Here is a 17,888-nt window from a genome sequence, read left to right on the forward strand (position 1 = left end):
AAGGTAAACATGAGTAACGCCCCGACCGCACGCTTCACCGTCCTCACGCTGGGCGTCAGCGACATGCGCGCCAGCATCGGCTTTTATGAATCGCTCGGCTTCTCCAGGAAGATGCGCGCGACCGGCGAGGAGGTCGCCTTCTTCGAGACCGGCGGCACCGTGCTCGGCCTGTTCCCGTGGCATCTGCTCGCTGCCGATGCCGGGCTGCCGGATCAGCCACGGCCTTCAGCGTTCCGCGGCGTCGCGATCGCCTGGAACTGCAACGACGACGCCGAGGTCGATCGTGTGATGGCGTTCGCGCTGTCGAAAGGCGCCAGGCTGCTGAAACCCGCGCAGCCGACCAGCTATGGCGGCTATTGCGGTTATTTCGGCGATCCCGACGGCCACGCCTGGGAAGTGGTGCGCGCGCCGGGCTTTGAGGTTCGCGACGACCGCCGGGTGTCAATCCCCGATTAGAGCGCCGATCCCGATTAGGGTGGCGGATTGAATAACGGGGAAGGGCGCCAGGTTCCCGGTTGCGCCGCGGGGCGGGCTTGACCACGATCCCCGCATGATTCGGGACAAGTCCAATCGCACGTCAAAGACCGCGTCGAAGAAGAAGCCGGCCGAGCCGGCCAAGCCGGACAAGCGCGTCATCGTGGTGACGCGGCCGAGCTTTCGGCGCGAGCGCGCGCTGATCAAGCGCGGCGTCTGGCCGGTCGCCGGCTGCGACGAGGCCGGGCGCGGGCCGCTGGCGGGCCCGGTGGTCGCCGCCGCCGTGGTGCTGGACCCAAATCGGATACCCAAGGGCCTCGATGATTCGAAGCGGCTGACCGTCGAGCGCCGCGAGGAACTGTTCGAGGAAATCTGCGCGACAGCAGCGTTCTCGGTCGCGGTGGCGTCACGGGCGCGGATCGACCGCGACAACATCCTGCGCGCCTCGCTGTGGGCGCTGGCGCGCGCGGTGCATGCGCTGCCGGAAATGCCGAAGCATGTCTTCGTCGACGGCCGCGACAAGCTCGCCACGCCCTGCGACTGCGACGCCGTGATCGGCGGCGACGGCATCGTGGCCTCGATCGCGGCGGCCTCGATCATCGCCAAGGTGACGCGCGACCGCCTGATGTGCGCGCTGGCGCTGGATTGCCCCGGCTACGGCTTCGAGCAGCACAAGGGCTATGCCGTCCCCGAGCACCTCGAGGCGCTCGACCGGCTCGGCCCCAGCAGCCATCACCGTAGCTTCTTCGCTCCCGTCGTCGCGGCGCGGCTGAAGCATTTCCCGGTCCCGGCGGAGCCCGACCTGTTCACGGTGGACGCCGAAAGCGAAGCCGCGGCATCCGAAGCGGCGTAAAGCGCGGCGGCGCCGCACTCTCGGTGTTATCGCCCGGCTCGCCGCCTCCGCTAAAGCTTCGGCGCGCCAGGGGGCCCTGGCCTCGTCGAAGCCTTGGCGAAGACGGGACCGGGCGATCCAGTATTCCAGAGACCGTCGTGCTCAAGCCTGGCCGCCGCGGCGTACTGGATGACCGCCTTCGCGGGGCATGACAGCGATGTTTGACTTTGCACCGTGGACACATCCAGCCCGGTTGCCTCCATCGCCGCCGCCGTTTATCAAAAAACCTCGGGATCGGATGGCGCCGCTTGATACGGGTGGCTGGGGCATTTCAGGCGTTTCATGCGGTTTACCTCCCTGGTTGTCGAACTGATCCGCGCCCGGCCGCGCCTCGTGGTCTGGATCGTGGTGCTGGCGCAGGCCGCGATCTGGCTGTTCCTGCCGGCCATCTTCTACGGCAGTCCGCCCGGCAACCTCGCCACCATCCTCGCCTTCGGCCGCGAATATCAGGTCGGCACCGACATGGGGCCGCCGCTCGCGTTCTGGCTCGCCGACATCGCCTTCCGCGCCGTCGGCAATCACGTGTTCGGCGTCTATCTCCTGGCGCAGGTCTGCGAGATCGTCACCTTCATCGCCTTCTACGCCTTGGCGCGCGCCATCGTCGGTGGCCCGCAGGGCGTGCTGGCAGTGCTGCTGTCGATGACGGTCGTGGTGTTCTCCTCGCCAAGCGTCGAGTTCGGCCCGCTGATCCTGGCGCGCCCGCTCTGGGCGCTGCTGTTGCTGCATTCCTGGCAACTGATCGGGCAGAACCGGCGCAACGCCTGGTTCGCCTGGTCGATCGATTGCGGGCTCCTGCTGCTGACGACGCCGGCGGCGATCGGCATGATCCTGCTCGTGACAGGCTTTGCGCTCGCAACCGAGCGCGGGCGGCGCATGCTCAAGTCGGTCGATCCGATCTACGCGCTGCTCGTCATCATCGTGCTGGCGCTGCCCTACCTGATCTGGCTGCTCCGCGCCGACGTGCTGGCGCTGCCCGCCTTGCCGGCATTCGCCGATCTCAAGGCGCACGCGCTGCGCTGGGGCGTGGTGCTCGGCGGGCTGATCGTGGCGACCGCCGCGATCGCGCTGCTCGCGATCCTCAATTCGCGCTGGTTCGCCCGCGATACGGAGGATGCCCCGATCATCTACCGTCCGCCGGTCAGTCCGCTGGCGCGGCAATTCGTGTATTTCTTCGCGTTCGCGCCGGCGATCGCGAGCAGCTTCGTCTCCGCGCTGTTCAATCTCGATCGCGCCTTCGGCGGCGCCGGAGTGGCGCTGTTGATGTCCGGGCTTGCCGTCGTGGTCGCGACCGGCGAACTGATCCCGCTCAGGCGGCAGCGGCTGCTGCGTTCGGTCTGGGCCTTGGCGGTCGCGGCGCCTGCAGCGCTCGCGCTGGCGGCGGCGCTGTTCCTTCCCTGGACCAGCACCACGGAGGCGTCCACCTCGCTGCCGGCAGCCGCGATGGGCCGCTTCTTCGATGACAGCTATGAGCGCCGCACCAACCAGCGCCTGCGCGCGGTGGCCGGCGATCCCGAACTTGCCAGCCTGATTGCGATGAACCGCCGCCGCCCGCATCTTTTGCTCGACGCCACGCCGCAGCGGACGCCGTGGCTGTCGGTCGCAAAATTCAACGAAACCGGCGGCGTCGTGGTGTGGCGCGCACAGGACACCGCCGGCACGCCGCCGCCCGACATCGCGCAGCGCTTCCCCGGCCTCGTGCCGGAAGTGCCGCGTTCGTTCGACCGGCTGGTCAACGGACGGCAGCCGGTGCTGCGGATCGGCTGGGCGATCGTGCGGCCGAAAGGGACGTGATTTGACGTGACGTGGAGCCGTAGCCCGGATGAAGCGGAGCGAAATCCGGGGCCGCTCTTTTACGCCACCTGATCCACCCGGATTGCGCGGAGCCTGTCATCGGGCGCGCGTCCGCGCGACCCGTTGGCTCCATCCGGGCTACGAAGCTACGCGCTCGCCACCTGCAACACCTTCGCGATCGCGCGCAGATCCTGCCACGACAGCCGCTTGTACGACGGCGAGCGCAGCAGATAGGCGGGATGGAAGGTGGCGACGGCGCGGATCGTGCGGGTGCCGGTGTCGTAGTCGATCCATTTGCCGCGCGTGCGCATGATGCCCTCGCGCGTTCCGAGCAGCGCCTGCGTCGAGGGATTGCCGAGCGTCACCAGCACGTCGGGATTCACGAGTTCGATATGGCGCTGGATGAAGGGCAGGCACACCTGCGTCTCCTGCGGCGTCGGCGTGCGGTTGCCGGGCGGCCGCCACGGGATCACGTTGGCGATATAGGCTTTGCTGCGGTCGAGCCCGATCGCCGCGATCATGCGGTCGAGCAGCTTGCCGGAGCGGCCGACGAACGGCAGGCCCTCGATGTCCTCGTCGCGGCCCGGCGCCTCGCCGACGAACATCACGCGCGCCTGCGGATTGCCGTCGGCGAACACCAGCCTGGTTGCGGTGTGCTTCAACGCGCAGCCGTCGAAATTCTCCATCAGCGTGCGCAGGGCTTCAAGCGTCGGCGCAGTCCGCGCAGCCTCGCGCGCGGAAGCGATCGCGGCATCCGGCGCCACGGTGATTTCGCTGCGCGGAACTGACGGCATCGGCGGCGGACGCAGCGGATTGAGTGCAACTGATGGGCGCGGCGCGGCTGGGGCGGGAACTGGCTCCGGCTCCTCGAGCCGGTTGATCGGCGCATCGCCAAGCGCGCAATCGACCCCGGCCTCAAGGTAAAAGGCCAGCAATTGCTGCAGTGTAGGGGTGGGCTCGGGCGGCAGGGCCATCATGGGCGCAATCTAGAGCATCGACCAGAAAAGTGGAGGGCGGTTTTCGGAAAAGATTATTCTCTTGCGGTACCCGGGCCGTGCAAACCCATGGAAGCGCAATTCCATGGTTGTCCTTCCGCCAAAAATCGGAAACAACGACCCGTGAAAAGCTTAGAAGCGTTCTCAATGGGCTGAGATCAAAGATCATGAGTGCTGAAGACCTTCCTCCGCGCGAGTCTATGGAATTCGACGTCGTCATCGTCGGCGCCGGCCCGTCGGGCCTGTCGGCCGCGATCCGGCTGAAGCAGCTCAATCCGGAGCTCTCGATCGTCGTGGTGGAGAAGGGCTCCGAGGTCGGCGCGCACATCCTCTCGGGTGCGGTGATCGATCCGGCCGGGCTCGACAAGCTCGTGCCCGATTGGCGCGACGACGCCGATTGTCCGCTGAAGACGCAGGTCAAGGACGACCGCTTCTACTGGACGACGTCGCAAGGCTGGTTCCGCCTGCCGAACTTCATCATGCCGCCGCTGATGAACAATCATCACTGCTACATCGGCTCGCTCGGCAATGTCTGCCGCTGGCTGGCACCGAAGGCGGAAGCGCTCGGCGTCGAGATCTATCCGGGCTTTGCCGCGGCCGAAGTGCTTTATGACGACAAGGGCGCGGTGCGCGGCATCGCCACCGGCGACATGGGCATTGCCAGGGACGGCAGCCATAAGGATTCCTACACCCGCGGCATGGAGCTGCTCGGCAAATATACGCTGTTCGCCGAAGGCGCACGCGGCTCGCTGTCCAAGCAGCTGATCGCGAAGTTCAATCTCGATGCCAACTCCGAGCCGCCGAAGTTCGGCATCGGCCTCAAGGAGGTCTGGCAGATCGACCCGGCGAAGCACAAGAAGGGTCGGGTGCAGCACACGCTCGGCTGGCCGCTGAACGACAGGACCGGCGGCGGCTCGTTCCTCTATCATTACGACGACAACCGCGTCGCGGTCGGCTTCGTCGTGCATCTGAACTACAACGATCCCTATCTGTCGCCGTTCGACGAATTCCAGCGCTTCAAGACCCATCCCGATGTCCGCGAGCTGTTCGAGGGCGGCAAGCGGCTCGCCTATGGCGCGCGCGCCATCACCGAGGGCGGCTACCAGTCGGTGCCCCGGCTCTCGTTCCCGGGCGGCGCGTTGATTGGCTGCGCGGCGGGCTTCGTCAACGTGCCGCGCATCAAGGGCGTCCACAACGCGATGGGCTCCGGCATGCTCGCCGCCGAGCATGTCGCGGCCGCGCTCGGCGCCGGACGCGCCAATGACGAGCTCGTCGAGTACGAGAACGCCTGGCGCTCGTCGGCGATCGGCAAGGACCTGTTCAAGGTCCGCAATGCCAAGCCGTTGCTGTCGAAGTTCGGCAACATGCTCGGAACGGTGCTCTCCGGCTTCGACATGTGGTGCAACACGCTCGGCTTCTCGCTGTTCGGCACCCAGTCGCACGCCAAGCCGGACCGCAAGACGCTCGATCCGTCCAAGCAGCACCAGCCGATCGCCTATCCGAAGCCGGACGGCAAGATCTCGTTCGACAAGCTGTCGTCGGTGTTCCTGTCCAACACCAACCATGAGGAGGACCAGCCGGTCCATCTCAAGGTCGCCGACCTCAATCTGCAGAAGACCTCGGAACACGACGTGTTCGCCGGTCCGTCCAACCGCTATTGCCCGGCCGGCGTTTATGAATGGGTCGAGGAATCGACGGGTCCGCGCTTCCAGATCAACGCCCAGAACTGCGTCCACTGCAAAACCTGCGACGTGAAGGACCCCAACGGCAACATCACCTGGGTTCCGCCGGAGGGCGGCGGCGGTCCGAACTACGAGGCAATGTGAGGCCAGGGTGAGCTCGAGGCGGCCGACCACATTTGCGTGAGGCGGCCGCGCGAGTTGCCGCAACCTCCGCTTGGCCTCTCCGCGCGTGGAGCGGCCGGATTGCACTTCAGGTTACAACGGAAGACGCAAAAAGGGGTGCCGTGGCACCCTTATCTCGCGCCTTTTTGCGTCCGCGCGCGAATATGCCCGGCCCGGTCACGATACCGCCATAGTGGAAGCGTCTTGCGGAGGCTGGCTGGATCGGCGGGCCTAAAGGCCTAATCTGCCAATTGATTCGTCATGGGTTGCCTTTGGGCGATCCTTGCGGATAAGCGCCAAAAGCGGCATTGTCCCCCGCCGTGATGCCGCCGCTTGGGTTCGCATTTTGAGACTGATCGCAAGATCTTGGCCGTAAAATCCATCTTGGCGTAAATCCCTGGAGCAAGGCGACCGTGATGCTGTCCACCCGATTCCACCGCCTGACGATTGCCGTTCTCGCTGCCGCAGCGCTTGCCGTGCCTGCGCAGCTTGCAGCGCAAACGCCGGACCATCCGACCGACAATGCCGCGCAATTCCCGTCCAAGAACGACCTGAAGTCGCTGACCACCGCCGGCAGCTATCTCGCCGCCCGCCACGCCAGCGTCGAGCGCGATGCGACCTCGGCCGCGACGTTCTACCGCTCGGCGCTGCGCACCGACCCGAAGAATTCCGAGCTGCTCGACCGCGCCTTCATCTCCTCGCTCGCCGACGGCGATATCGAGGAGGCGGTCAAGCTCGCCGACCGCATCCTCACCCAGGACAAGGCCAACCGCGTCGCGCGCCTCGTCGTCGGCGTGCGCGATCTCAAGCTGAAGAAATATGCCGCCGCGCAGTCCAACATCAACCAGTCGGTGCGCGGCCCGATCACCGATCTCGTCGCGACGCTGCTGTCGGCCTGGGCCGCCTATGGCGCCGGCGACAGCAAGGCCGCGGTCGCCTCGATCGACAAGCTGACCGGCCCCGAGTGGTACCCGATCTTCAAGGACCTGCATGCCGGCATGATCTATGAGCTGTCCGGCAAGGAGAAGGATGCCGGCGCCCGCTTCGAGCGCGTCTACAAGCTCGACGATTCGATGCTGCGCACGGTCGACGAATATGCGCGCTGGACCTCGCGCAACAAGGACGCGGCCGCCGCGACCGCGATGTACGAGGCCTTCGACAAGAAGCTGCCGCGTCACCCGCTGGTGCTGGAAGGCATCAAGGAGACCAAGGCCGGCAAGAAGCTGCCGCCGCTGGTCGAGTCGCCGCAGGCCGGCGCGGCCGAGGCGCTCTACGGCATCGGCGCGACGCTGACCCGCCGCGGCGGCGAGGACCTCGCGCTGGTCTATCTGCAGCTCGCGCTCTATCTGCAGCCCAACCATCCGCTGGCGCTGCTGTCGCTCGCCGATCTCTATGAATCGGTGAAGAAGCCGCAGATGGCGATCAAGGTCTATGAGCGGATGCCGGCGTCCTCGCCGCTCAAGCGCAACGCGCAGATCCAGCTCGCGACCAATCTCGATGCCGCCGACCGCAGCGACGAGGCGATCAAGATCCTCAAGGAAGTCACATCGGATCAGCCGAAGGACATCGAGGCGATCCTGGCGCTCGGCAATATCGAGCGCGGCCGCAAGAAGTTCGCCGACTGCGCCACCACCTATTCGCAGGCGATCGACGCACTGCCGGCCGGCGGCGACAAGAACGCCTGGGTCACCTATTACTATCGCGGCATCTGCGAGGAGCGCTCCAAGCAGTGGAACAAGGCCGAGGCCGACATGCGCAAGGCGCTCGAGCTGCAGCCCGAGCAGCCGCATGTGCTGAACTATCTCGGTTATTCCTGGATCGACCAGGGCATCAACCTCGACGAAGGCATGAAGATGATTAAGCGTGCCGTCGATCAGCGCCCCGACGACGGCTACATCGTGGACTCGCTCGGCTGGGCCTATTACCGGATCGGCAATTACGAGGAGGCGGTGAAGAACCTCGAGCGCGCGATCGATCTGAAGCCGGAAGATCCGACCATCAACGACCATCTCGGCGACGCTTACTGGCGCGTCGGCCGCACCCTGGAAGCCAAGTTCCAGTGGGCGCATGCCCGCGACCTCAAGCCCGAGCCGGAAGAGCTGCCGAAGATCCAAGCCAAGATCGACAACGGCCTGCCGGATGACACCTCCAACGCCGCCGCCGCCGAGAAGAAGAAGGACGACGACGGCAAGGGCGGCTGAGCGGCGGTCGTCGCGCTGCATCTTCATAAAATACCGTGATGCCCGGGCAAAAGCGCGAAGCGCGTCTTCGCGCAAGATGTCCCGGGCATTGACGTTTGCCCGTCATGGCCGGGCTTGACCCGGCCATCCATCCCTTCGAGAAATTCGTTCTTGGTTGATAGATGCCCGGGTCATAGGCGAGCGGAAGCGACGCCGTCCTTCAGACGGCTATGCCCGGGCATGACGAGTCATGGCGGAATTTCCATCCAAACAAAGGGATAGGATCGTACGGCGATTTACGCTAATCGCATCACGATGTTTGTTTTTTAGGGGTTTATCGCCGTGCCGGCGCTGATTGAAGAAGGGCGTGCCAAGGTCAACCTGACGCTGAAGGTTGTCGGGCGGCGCGTCGACGGGTTTCACGACTTGGAGAGCGTCGTCGCGTTTGCCGATTGCGCCGATCGCCTGATGCTCGAGCCGGGACCCGAGCTGTCGCTTTCGATGGCGGGGCCGCTGGCCGATGCCTGCGGCGACACCTCTGACAATCTGGTGCTGAAGGCCGCGCGGCTGCTCGGCGAGCGCGTCGCGGACCTCGAGGTCGGCCACTTCACGCTGGAGAAGGTGCTGCCGGTTGCGGCCGGCATCGGCGGCGGCTCGGCGGACGCCGCGGCGGCGCTGCGGCTGTTGGCGCGGCTCAATGAGCTCTCGCTCGACGATAGCCGGATCATGGAGGTCGCGCTGCAGACCGGCGCCGACGTGCCGGTGTGCGTCGCCTCGCGGGCCTGCGACATGACCGGCGTCGGCGAAGGCCTGCTGCCGCTCGACCTGCCGAAAATGCCGTGCGTGCTGGTCAATCCGCGCGTGCCGGTTGCGACCAGGGACGTCTTCAATGCGCTCGGCCTGCGCAATGGCGAGCTCCTGATCGGCGCCACCGACGTCGTGATGCAGGCGCCGTCATGGCCGGAAGCCGGGCGCGCGATCGACGATTGGATCGCGGCGCTGGAGCGCGGCACCAACGATCTCGAAGCCCCCGCGGCGCGCATCCAGCCCGTCATCAGTGACGTGCTGTCCGCGCTGCGTGAGACCCGGGGCGTTCGTCTGGTGCGCATGTCGGGCTCGGGCGCGACCTGCTTTGCAGTGTTCGGAACCGACGCCGACGCCGAGGCGGCCGGCGAACAACTCCGCGCCGGTCACCCCGGCTGGTGGGTGCATGCGGGCACGCTGAGCTAGTGCGCGCCCATTCTCTCTCCGTCATTCCGAGGCTCGCGCCAGGAGGCGCGCCCTCAGGCGCGCAATTGCGCACTGGGGAATGACGACGGAGAGGGGTGCGACAAAACAACCCGACGGGCAACTCAGCAAAACCTGTCAATCCTCGCGCGCGAAAATATTTCGCTTTATCCGAATCGCGAAGCTCGGACGGTGTCGCGAGAACGCGGAAGTTTGACTCACTGACCGTGCCACCTATTCGGTGTCGTCCCTGCCTAGCGCGCAATTGCGCACTAGGCAGGGACGACAGGGGCATTTGCGGCGCGCCCATCCCGCCCCAACGCCGGGCAGCCTTGCGGGGCCATTGCTTGGCAAGCCAAACCCCGTTTGCCATAACAGGATGAAACAACAACGTTGCGCGTGCGGGGCCGTTCGGAATCCGCCTGCAGCCAAAGAGCCGGGAGGATGCCATGGCCAATATCCGAGTTCTCGCCACCGATCTGGAGTTTCCCGAAGGTCCCGTCGTCATGCCCGACGGTTCGGTCGTGCTGGTCGAAATCCGCGGCCAGCGGCTGACGCGGGTCTATCCCGACGGGCGCAAGGAGATCGTCGCCAAGGTGCCGGGCGGCCCGAACGGCGCGGCGCTCGGTCCCGACGGCAAGATGTACATCTGCAACAATGGCGGCTTCTCCTGGATTCCGACCCGCAACATGATCATGCCGGGGCCGCAGCCCGAGGATTATCTCGGCGGCTCGATCCAGCGCGTCGATCTGCAATCCGGCAAGGTCGAGACCGTGGTGACGAAATGCGGCGAGCACGCGCTGCGCGGGCCGAATGACCTGGTGTTCGACAGGCAGGGTGGCCTGTGGTTCTCCGACCTCGGCAAGCGCCGCGCCCGCGACATGGATGTCGGCGCGTTCTATTATCTGAAGCCCGGCATGAACGAGATCGTCGAGGCCGTGCACGGCATCCTGCCAGCCAACGGCATCGGCCTGTCGCCGGACGAGAAGACCGTCTACATCGCGGAGACGCCGACCGCGCGGCTGTGGGCGTATGAAGTTTCCGAGCCCGGCACCGTCAAGCCGCGCGACGTGATCTATCGCGGCGAGCGCGGCAAGCCGATCGCCGGCCTCGGCGGCTACCAGATGTTCGACTCGCTCGCGGTCGAGGCATCGGGCAATGTCTGCGTCGCGACGCTGGTGTCGGGCTGCATCTCGGTGATCGCGCCCGACGGCACCGTGGTCGAGCAGGTGCCGACCGGCGACCGCGTCACCACCAACATCGCCTTCGGCGGCCCCGAGCTGAAGACCGCCTACATCACGCTGTCGGGCAAGGGCGAGCTGATCGCGATGGACTGGCCGCGGCCGGGATTGCCGCTGAATTTTCTGAATAGATGACGATTGCGGTTCGCGAAGCGCAATCGTCATTCCGGGATGGTGCGAAGCGCCAGACCCGGAATCTCGAGATTCCCCGATGCGCAATTGCGCATCTGAGGTTCGATGCTGCGCATCGCCCCGGAATGACAAAGATGGAGAGATCTCGAATGCCCTGGCTTGAACCGGTCACCCTTCGCGGCGCGCATGCGCGGCTGGAGCCGTTGTCCCACGATCATCGCGACGGGCTGGTCGAGGCGGTGAAGGACGGCGAGCTGTCAAAGCTCTGGTACACCGCGATCCCGCAGCCGGAGAACATGGCCAAGGAGATCGACCGCCGGCTCGGCCTGCAAAAGGCCGGATCGATGCTGCCGTTCACGGTGTTCGACGCCGACGGCAAGATTTCCGGCATGACGACCTACATGAACGTCGACACGCCGAACCGTCGCGTCGAGATCGGCTCGACCTGGTACGCCAAGCGTGTGCAGCGCAGCGCGGTCAATACGCAGTGCAAACTGCTGCTGCTGACCCATGCCTTCGAGAAGCTTGATTGCATCGCGGTCGAGTTCCGCACGCATTTCTTCAATCACCAGAGTCGGCGCGGCATCGAGCGTCTGGGTGCGAAGCAGGACGGCATCCTGCGCAGCCATCAGATCGCGCCCAACGGCACGTTGCGCGACACTGTGGTTTACAGCATCATCGCCAGCGAATGGCCGACGGTGAAGGCGCATCTGACCTATCAACTCAACGAAAAGCCGCGCTGACACTTTGGTCGGCGCCAGAAACGAGACGATGGAAACGTTCGATTATGTGATCATCGGCGCAGGCTCCGCCGGGAGCGTGCTGACCAACCGCTTGAGTGAAGACGCGGGCACCAGGGTGTGCGTGCTCGAGGCCGGGCCGAGCGACTGGCATCCCTACATCCATCTGCCGGCCGGCTTCATCAAGACCTTCCATATGAAGAGCGTGAACTGGGCCTATCAGCAGGAGGTGGGTCCCTACACCGGCGGGCGCAGCATCTATGCGCCGCGCGGCAAGACGCTCGGCGGCTCGTCCTCGATCAATGGCCACATCTACAACCGCGGCCAGCGCCAGGACTTCGACACCTGGGCGCAGCTCGGCAATCGCGGCTGGGGCTATCCCGACGTGCTGCCCTATTTCCGGCGCATGGAGAGGCGGATCGGCGAGGGCGACGACACCTATCGCGGCCGCGACGGCAACCTCACCGTCACCACCATGGACTGGCAGGATCCACTCTGCGAAGCCTTCATGGCAGGCGCGGTCAGCCTCGGCATTCCGCGCAATCCAGATTACAACGGCCAGATCCAGGAGGGCGTGTCGTACTGCCAGCGCACCATCCTGAACGGCCGCCGGGTCAGCGCCGCGACCGCGTTCCTGCATCCGGCGCGGCGGCGGCCCAATGTCGACGTGCGCACGCATGCCCATGTCACCGGCATCATCTTCGAGGGCAAGCGCGCGGTCGGCGTGCGCTACAACCGCGGCGGCAAGCACGGCGATCCCCTGGAGATCCGCGCCACCAAGGAGGTCATCCTCTCCGGCGGCGCCTACAACTCGCCGCAGCTGTTGCAGCTCTCCGGCGTCGGCTCGCCCGAGCTGTTGCAGGCGCACGGCATCGAGGTGCGCCACGCGCTGCCGGGCGTCGGCGAAGGTTTGCAGGATCATTACGCGCCGCGCTCGGTGGCGCGGGTCAAGAACATCAGGACCATCAACGAGCTTCGCCGCGGCTTCAGCCTGTGGGGCGAGGCGATCAAATGGGCGACGACGCGGCGCGGCCTGCTGTCGCTGTCGCCTACCATGGTCTACTGCTTCTGGCATTCCGGCGAGACCACCGAGAGCTCCGATCTGCAGCTCACCTTCACGCCGGCGAGCTACAAGGAAGGCGTGCAGGGCCAGCTCGAGGACGAGCCCGGCATGACGGTGGCGTCATGGCAGCAGCGGCCGGAGAGCCGCGGCTATGTCCGGATCCGCTCCGCCGATCCGTTCGCGCCGCCGATCATCCAGACCAACTACCTCGCCGAGGAGATCGACCGCCGCGTCGTCGTCGCCGGCATGAAGCTGGCGCGCCGGCTGCTCGCCTCCGAGCCGCTCAGTCCGTATTACGCCTATGAGGACTTTCCGGGCCCGAAGGTCACGAGCGACGACGAACTGCTCGCGGCCGCGACCGAGCGCGGCACCACCACCTTCCATCCCGGCTGCACCTGCCGGATGGGACCGGCGGACGCACCGTGGGCGGTGGTCGACGACCAGCTTCGGGTCCATGGCATGGAGGGCCTGCGCGTGATCGACGCCTCGATCATGCCGCGGATGATCTCAGCCAATCTCAACGCCTCGACCTTGATGATCGCCGACAAGGCCTCCGACATGATCCGCGGCAAGGCACCCGAGGCGGCTGCGAAGCTGCCGGAGTATGCGTGACGGAATAGAGGCGTACGCGATGTTGCTTTTTGATCAGCGCGCTGTGTCTAACACCGTCATGCTGAGGAGGCCGCGAAGCGGCCGTCTCGAAGCACGACGGCCCGAGTGGGGCCGTGCATCCTTCGAGACGCGCTACGCGCTCCTCAGGATGACGGGACTAATATCAGGAGCTCAGCCGTAGACGAACGCCTTGTCCTTGAGGTCGATCGCCGGGAATTCGTCCTTCTCGGCCCAGTAATCCTGGTTGTGCTGCCACTCCGGCTTGTCGCCGCGCTTCGGCAAGAGGTGCATGCCGCGCATCATGTAGCCGGGGTTGAAGTTCTCCGGATCGATCCACGGCAGCAGCGGCATGTTGTGGTCTTCGGGGCGCAGTTCCGGCGTCACCTTGTTCGCGCCGGTCGCCTTCATGTGCTGCAGCAGGCGGCAGACGAAGTCGCCGACCAGATCGACGCGCAAGGTCCAGCTGGCGCGGAAATAGCCGAACACCCAGACGAGGTTCGGCACGCCGGTGAACATCATGCCGCGATAGGTTACGGTATCGGCGAAGTCGAGCGGCTTGCCGTCGATCTCGAAGTCGATGCCGCCGTTGGCGGAGAGGTGGAAGCCGGTCGCCGTGATAATGATGTCGGCCTCGAGCTGCTTGCCGGACTTGAGCAGGATGCCCGTCTCGGTGAAGCGGTCGATCTCGTCGGTGACGACCGACGCCTTGCCGCCCTTGATGGCGTGGAACAGGTCGGCATCCGGCACGAAGGCGATGCGCTGCCGCCACGGCCGGTAGCTCGGCGTGAAGTGGGTGGCAATGTCGTAGTCCTTGCCGAGGACGGCTTCGACCGCCGCCAGCAGGTCCTTCTTGGCGCCCTCGGGCTCGGCGAAGGTCCGCCTGGTGAAGGCGTCCTGCTCGAACAGTATCTTGCGGCGGGTGATCTCGTGGATCCAGTGCTCGTCGACCTGCAGCCTGCGCAGCTCCTCGGCGATCTCGATGGCGTTGCGGCCGGTGCGGAAATAGGTCGGCGAACGCTGCAGCATGGTGACATGGCCGGCGTCCTTGGCCATCGCCGGGATCAGGGTCGCGGCGGTGGCGCCGGAGCCGATCACGACCACGCGCTTGCCCTTGTAGTCGAGGTCGTCGGGCCAGGTCTGCGGATGCACGACGGTGCCCTTGAACTTCGCCATGTCGGTCCATTCGGGCGTATAGCCCGCGTCGTGGCGATAATAGCCCTGGCACATCCAGAAGAAGTTGGTGGTGAAGCGCAGCCGCTCGCCGGTGTCGATGCGCGTCGCATCGATGGTCCAGAGATTGGTTTCGTTCGACCACTTCGCCGCGGTGATGGTGTGGCGATAGCGGATGTGACGGGCGATGTCGTTCTCCTCGATCACCTCGCCCATGTACTTCAGGATCTCGGCCGCGGTCGCGATCGGCGCGCTGGTCCACGGCTTGAAGCGATAGCCGAAGGTGTGCAGGTCGCTGTCGGAGCGGATGCCGGGATAGCGGTGGGTGGACCAGGTACCGCCAAAAGTCTTCTGCGTCTCCAGCACCACGAAGCTGGTGCCGGGGCATTGCGTGGTGAGGTGGTAGGCGGCGCCGACGCCGGAGATGCCGGCGCCTGCGATCAGGACGTCGAAGTGCTCTGTCGTGACGGGCTCGGCGGCCCGGATCTGGGTTTGGACGTTCATCTTCCCTGGTCTTCTTGCTTGTTGGCTTGTTTGTTGAGCTGCAGAAGCAAAACGCCGGAGCCATCGCCCCGGCGTTTGCCGATATCGGAACTAGACTTCGCGGCGGCTGAGGAAAGCGAGCCGCTCGAACAGATGCACATCCTGCTCGTTCTTGAGCAGCGCGCCATGCAGCGGCGGGATCAGCTTGCGCGGATCGCGCTCGCGCAGCATCTCGGGGGTGATGTCCTCGTTCAACAGCAGCTTGAGCCAGTCGAGCAGTTCCGAGGTCGAGGGCTTCTTCTTCAGGCCCGGCACCTCGCGGACTTCGAAGAAGATCCGCAGCGCCTCTTCCACCAGGCGCTTCTTGATACCGGGGAAATGCACGTCGACGATCTTGCCCATCGTCTCGTTGTCGGGGAACTTGATGTAGTGGAAGAAGCAGCGGCGCAGGAAGGCGTCCGGCAGTTCCTTCTCGTTGTTCGACGTGATCATCACGATCGGGCGCAGCTTCGCCTTGATGGTCTCGCCGGTCTCGTAGACGTGGAATTCCATGCGGTCGAGTTCGAGCAGCAGATCGTTGGGGAATTCGATGTCGGCCTTGTCGATCTCGTCGATCAGCAGCACCGGGCGCTTCTCGTTGGTGAAGGCCTCCCACAGCTTGCCGCGCTTGATGTAGTTCTTGATGTCGGACACGCGGGCGTCGCCGAGCTGGCTGTCGCGCAGTCGCGAGACGGCATCGTATTCGTAGAGGCCCTGCTGCGCCTTGGTGGTCGACTTGATGTGCCAGGTCAAAAGCGGCGCGTCGATCGCCTTGGCGACTTCCTCGGCCAGTACGGTCTTGCCTGTGCCGGGCTCGCCCTTCACCAGCAGCGGGCGCTCGAGCACGATGGCGGCATTGACGGCGACCTTGAGGTCATCGGTGGCGACGTAGTCCTTGGTACCCGTGAATTTCATCTATCTGTTTGCCTTGCTTCGTTCGTCGGCGGCCCGGGCCCCCACACGAAACGACCGCTCTCGCAGCGGTCGCATGTCCTCTCCGATATCTTGTCCGCTACAATTCTAATTGAAAAAGCCGGGCGGTCTAGCGCGGATTCCGCAGCGCAGCGGTACCGATGTGGGCTTCCGCATGGAATGTCATGCATCATCTTTCCGCTCTGCGGAATGATCGCCGGCGTGGCGCGACCTTGCCGCGATGGCGCGGGCGCCGCCACGGACCGACGGCGGCGGAGGTAACCCGGTGAAAGTGGATGGCTGATCTCGGGATGAAGCACGGCCGGGGGCCCTTGACGCCACCGGCCCAGCGGGCGATCTAGGTGGGTATGTTCCTGCAGTTTTTCACATCGCTGCGCGACGCCCAGGTCCCCGTGACGCTACGGGAATATCTGACCTTGATGGAAGCGCTTGACGCCGATCTCGCCGAGCAGACGGTCGAGAACTTCTACTATTTGTCGCGCGCTGCGCTGGTGAAGGACGAGCGCAATCTCGACAAGTTCGACCGCGTGTTCGGCACCGTGTTCAAGGGGCTCGAGAGCCTGCTCGATGCAATGGGCAAGGCCGAGATCCCCGAGGAGTGGCTGAAGAAGCTCGCGGAGAAATATCTCACCGAGGAAGAGAAGAAGCAGATCGAGGCCATGGGCTGGGACAAGCTCATGGAGACCCTGAAGAAGCGGCTCGAGGAACAGAAGGGCCGCCACCAGGGCGGCAGCAAGTGGATCGGCACCGCCGGCACCTCGCCGTTCGGCGCCCATGGCTATAATCCCGAGGGCGTGCGGATCGGGCAGGAGAAGAACCGCAACAACCGCGCCGTGAAGGTGTGGGACAAGCGCGAGTTCAAGGATCTCGACGGCAATGTCGAGCTCGGCATCCGCAACATCAAGGTGGCGCTGCGGCGGCTGCGCAAGTTCGCGCGTACCGGCGCGCCAGATGAGCTCGACCTCGACACCACGATCAAGGAGACCGCCAACCACGGCTATCTCGACGTGCACATGCGCCCCGAGCGGCGCAACGCGGTCAAGGTGCTGGTGTTCTTCGATATCGGCGGCTCGATGGATTCGCATATCGAGCAGGTCGAGGAACTGTTCTCGGCCGCCAAGAGCGAATTCAAGCACATGGAGTATTTCTACTTCCACAACTGCCTCTATGAAGGCGTCTGGAAGCAGAACAAGCGGCGCTTCACCGATCGCACGCCGACCTGGGACGTGCTGCACAAATATCCGCACGACTACAAGGTGGTGTTCGTGGGCGACGCCTCGATGTCGCCTTACGAGATCATGGTTCCCGGCGGCTCGGTCGAGCATGTCAATGAAGAGGCCGGCTCGGTCTGGCTCGATCGAATCATCCGCACCTATCCGCACGCGGTGTGGCTCAATCCGGTGGCGCAGAAGCACTGGGACTATTCGGAATCGACCACCATCATCCGCCGCCTGTTCTCCGAACGCATGTATCCGATCACGATCGAAGGTCTGGAGAACGCGATGCGGGAGTTGGTGCGGTAACCAATCCCGTCATTCCGGACGGTCCATGGGATCGATCCGGAATCTCGAGTTGATGAAATTCGATCGTCATTCCGGGTTCGATGCTGCCGCATCGCCCCAGAATGACGATCAAGAAAAGCCAGGGAGAGCCCCATGCCCCAGAACATCCACCGCGGCATCAAGGTGATGATCGACGAGGCCAATGCCGAGATCGAGACCATCAGCGCGGCCGACGCGATCACGCTGATCGGCAAGAACGACGTCGTCATCGTCGACATCCGTGATCCCCGCGAGATCGAGCGCGACGGCAAGATCCCCGGCGCGTTCTCCTGCACCCGCGGCATGCTGGAGTTCTGGATCGATCCGAACAGCCCCTATGCCAAGCCGATCTTCCAGGAAGACAAGAAGTTCATCTTCCACTGCGCCGGCGGCCTGCGCTCGGCGCTCGCCGCCAAGACCGCAAAGGACATGGGCCTGAAGCCGGTCGCGCATATGGGCGGCGGCTTTGCCGCCTGGCGCGAGGCCGGCGGGCCGATCGAGGCGTGGGAGCCGAAGAAGAAGGGCTAGGCA

At 65.1% G+C, this 17,888-nt stretch carries 14 protein-coding genes; 11 read left to right on the plus strand and 3 right to left on the minus strand.

Annotated elements, in window-relative coordinates:
* Positions 1-9 precede the first annotated feature (9 nt).
* The 3 genes from ACVWZM_RS29100 (at position 10) to ACVWZM_RS29110 (ending at position 3,157) form a co-directional block, all read left to right on the plus strand.
* Positions 10-456 (plus strand): VOC family protein, encoded by a 447-nt coding sequence (locus tag ACVWZM_RS29100; protein ID WP_057017003.1) that lies wholly within the window; start codon positions 10-12, stop codon positions 454-456.
* Between the two features lie 94 nt (positions 457-550).
* A complete protein-coding gene (locus ACVWZM_RS29105) occupies positions 551-1,327 on the plus strand; it encodes a ribonuclease HII (protein WP_076830319.1) in 777 nt (258 codons plus the stop codon).
* Between the two features lie 321 nt (positions 1,328-1,648).
* Entirely contained in the window at positions 1,649-3,157 is a 1,509-nt protein-coding gene (locus ACVWZM_RS29110) for a glycosyltransferase family 39 protein (RefSeq protein WP_076830321.1), read from the plus strand.
* 146 nt (positions 3,158-3,303) lie between these two features.
* Here ACVWZM_RS29110 and ACVWZM_RS29115 read toward each other — a convergent pair whose 3' ends face one another.
* Positions 3,304-4,134: a uracil-DNA glycosylase gene (locus ACVWZM_RS29115; RefSeq protein ID WP_371852159.1), complete on the minus strand. Its 831-nt coding sequence runs from the start codon at positions 4,132-4,134 to the stop codon at positions 3,304-3,306.
* Between the two features lie 185 nt (positions 4,135-4,319).
* Between ACVWZM_RS29115 and ACVWZM_RS29120 the strand changes: the two genes are divergently transcribed.
* From ACVWZM_RS29120 to ACVWZM_RS29145, 6 genes are all read left to right on the plus strand, one after another.
* Positions 4,320-5,978 carry an electron transfer flavoprotein-ubiquinone oxidoreductase gene (locus tag ACVWZM_RS29120; RefSeq protein ID WP_141342589.1) on the plus strand — a complete coding sequence of 553 codons (1,659 nt, stop codon included), beginning with the start codon at positions 4,320-4,322 and terminating at the stop codon, positions 5,976-5,978.
* Between the two features lie 434 nt (positions 5,979-6,412).
* Positions 6,413-8,197, plus strand: a complete 1,785-nt coding sequence (locus ACVWZM_RS29125) for a tetratricopeptide repeat protein (RefSeq protein WP_076830325.1) — start codon at positions 6,413-6,415, stop codon at positions 8,195-8,197.
* 321 nt (positions 8,198-8,518) lie between these two features.
* Positions 8,519-9,406: a 4-(cytidine 5'-diphospho)-2-C-methyl-D-erythritol kinase gene (locus tag ACVWZM_RS29130; protein ID WP_057019120.1), complete on the plus strand. Its 888-nt coding sequence runs from the start codon at positions 8,519-8,521 to the stop codon at positions 9,404-9,406.
* A gap of 446 nt (positions 9,407-9,852) precedes the next feature.
* Positions 9,853-10,779: an SMP-30/gluconolactonase/LRE family protein gene (locus ACVWZM_RS29135; RefSeq protein ID WP_057019121.1), complete on the plus strand. Its 927-nt coding sequence runs from the start codon at positions 9,853-9,855 to the stop codon at positions 10,777-10,779.
* 146 nt (positions 10,780-10,925) lie between these two features.
* Positions 10,926-11,519 carry a GNAT family N-acetyltransferase gene (locus ACVWZM_RS29140; RefSeq protein ID WP_076830332.1) on the plus strand — a complete coding sequence of 198 codons (594 nt, stop codon included), beginning with the start codon at positions 10,926-10,928 and terminating at the stop codon, positions 11,517-11,519.
* Between the two features lie 28 nt (positions 11,520-11,547).
* Complete coding sequence (locus ACVWZM_RS29145) at positions 11,548-13,191, plus strand: GMC family oxidoreductase N-terminal domain-containing protein (protein WP_253589329.1); 1,644 nt, start codon at positions 11,548-11,550, stop codon at positions 13,189-13,191.
* Positions 13,192-13,362: 171 nt separating this feature from the next.
* On the opposite strand, the gene ACVWZM_RS29150 is transcribed toward ACVWZM_RS29145, so the two are convergent.
* Both ACVWZM_RS29150 and ACVWZM_RS29155 read right to left on the minus strand, forming a co-directional pair.
* On the minus strand, positions 13,363-14,865 hold the full coding sequence (locus ACVWZM_RS29150; RefSeq protein ID WP_057019124.1) for a flavin-containing monooxygenase: 1,503 nt from the start codon (positions 14,863-14,865) through the stop codon (positions 13,363-13,365).
* A 90-nt stretch (positions 14,866-14,955) separates the two neighbouring features.
* Positions 14,956-15,798: an AAA family ATPase gene (locus tag ACVWZM_RS29155; RefSeq protein WP_016847781.1), complete on the minus strand. Its 843-nt coding sequence runs from the start codon at positions 15,796-15,798 to the stop codon at positions 14,956-14,958.
* 365 nt (positions 15,799-16,163) lie between these two features.
* Here ACVWZM_RS29155 and ACVWZM_RS29160 point away from each other — a divergent pair, with 365 nt between their 5' ends.
* Together ACVWZM_RS29160 and ACVWZM_RS29165 are read left to right on the plus strand one after the other, a co-directional pair.
* On the plus strand, positions 16,164-17,339 hold the full coding sequence (locus ACVWZM_RS29160) for a vWA domain-containing protein (protein WP_016847779.1): 1,176 nt from the start codon (positions 16,164-16,166) through the stop codon (positions 17,337-17,339).
* 132 nt (positions 17,340-17,471) lie between these two features.
* On the plus strand, positions 17,472-17,885 hold the full coding sequence (locus ACVWZM_RS29165; protein WP_016847778.1) for a rhodanese-like domain-containing protein: 414 nt from the start codon (positions 17,472-17,474) through the stop codon (positions 17,883-17,885).
* Positions 17,886-17,888: the final 3 nt, after the last annotated feature.

Source organism: Bradyrhizobium sp. USDA 4501, from assembly GCF_054062115.1.